The 1,015-nt window shown below is 40.8% G+C and carries 2 protein-coding genes and 1 pseudogene; all 3 read left to right on the top strand.

The window, feature by feature from the left end:
- On the top strand, nt 1-540 hold a 540-nt coding region (locus QTN94_RS20035; protein ID WP_331428652.1), incomplete at its 5' end, for a colicin E3/pyocin S6 family cytotoxin.
- Between the two features lie 2 nt (nt 541-542).
- Complete coding sequence (locus QTN94_RS20040) at nt 543-764, top strand: DUF7683 domain-containing protein (protein WP_331428653.1); 222 nt, start codon at nt 543-545, stop codon at nt 762-764.
- Nucleotides 765-866: 102 nt separating this feature from the next.
- A pseudogene (locus QTN94_RS20045) lies at nt 867-1,015 on the top strand (S-type pyocin domain-containing protein); the annotation flags it as partial.

Consider the following 1,015-nt stretch of genomic DNA (forward strand, 5'->3'; position numbering starts at 1 on the left):
CAACACTTTATTGCTGAGTTGGATAACGGTATCACTATTACCTGGACACCTGACGGCTCAACCGATGTACTCACACCTGATACCGTCCTCCCCGAGAATGACCAACTGGATGTTCACAATATCTTGGTTCACCCAATTGAAGAGCATGAACAAGAGATTGGTACAGTCCTTTATCCTGAGGAAGATCTAGCCGAATATATTGTTACCTTCCCTGCGGATGCTGGGTTGCCTCCTCTTTATCTTGTTTTCAACAAACCTACCTCGGGTTCAGCTACGAACCTTAAGTATGTACCAGCTCCAAGAGGGAATCCTCCATTACCTGCATTCCCTGAAGCTAAAAAAGCCAAAGAGAAAACATATGTGCAAGGTGGCGGCAAAAAAAGACCGAGATGGAAAGATAAAAAGCGAATTTATGAATGGGATTCCCAACACGGTAAAGTGGAAGTATATGATAAAAATGGTAACCATATAGGTGAGTTTGACCATGAGACAGGAGAGCAAACTAAACCTAAGGATCCGAAGAGAAAAGTGGAGAAATAGTTATGTATGAATTAAATTTCTACAGTAAAGACACTGAAGAACTTGTAATGGAAATTGAGCTGAAAGGTTTATCCGGTGATGATGTATTGAGGATTTTTGGGTTTGCTTTAGAGGGGAATTGCGCAGATGTATCTCCTGCTCAATTGTCTGAAATAGAAGCCTGTATTGGCTATACCTTTCAAAAGGTTGAAAGTGATATCTCAATATGTGAAGTCATTGATTAGGTTTGTGTTTTTCGCATTAATTGGACATTTTTGATTGCTTGTTTTTAAGAGTTAAGTCGTTTTTTAACAGATAACATATACCTTCAAATTGGCGCTCGATGGCAACACTTTATTGCTGAGTTGGATAACGGTATCACTATTACCTGGACACCTGACGGCTCAACCGATGTACTCACACCTGATACCGTCCTCCCCGAGAATGACCAACTGGATGTTCACAATATCTTGGTTCACCCAATTGAAGAGCATGA

This window comes from Vibrio sp. M250220 (assembly GCF_036533795.1).
Taxonomy (GTDB): Bacteria; Pseudomonadota; Gammaproteobacteria; order Enterobacterales; family Vibrionaceae; genus Vibrio.

Bases quoted from the DNA above. Each gene is read 5' to 3' on its own strand.
- QTN94_RS20040 (WP_331428653.1), top strand. From the start codon at position 543: ATGTATGAATTAAATTTCTACAGTAAAGACACTGAAGAACTTGTAATG.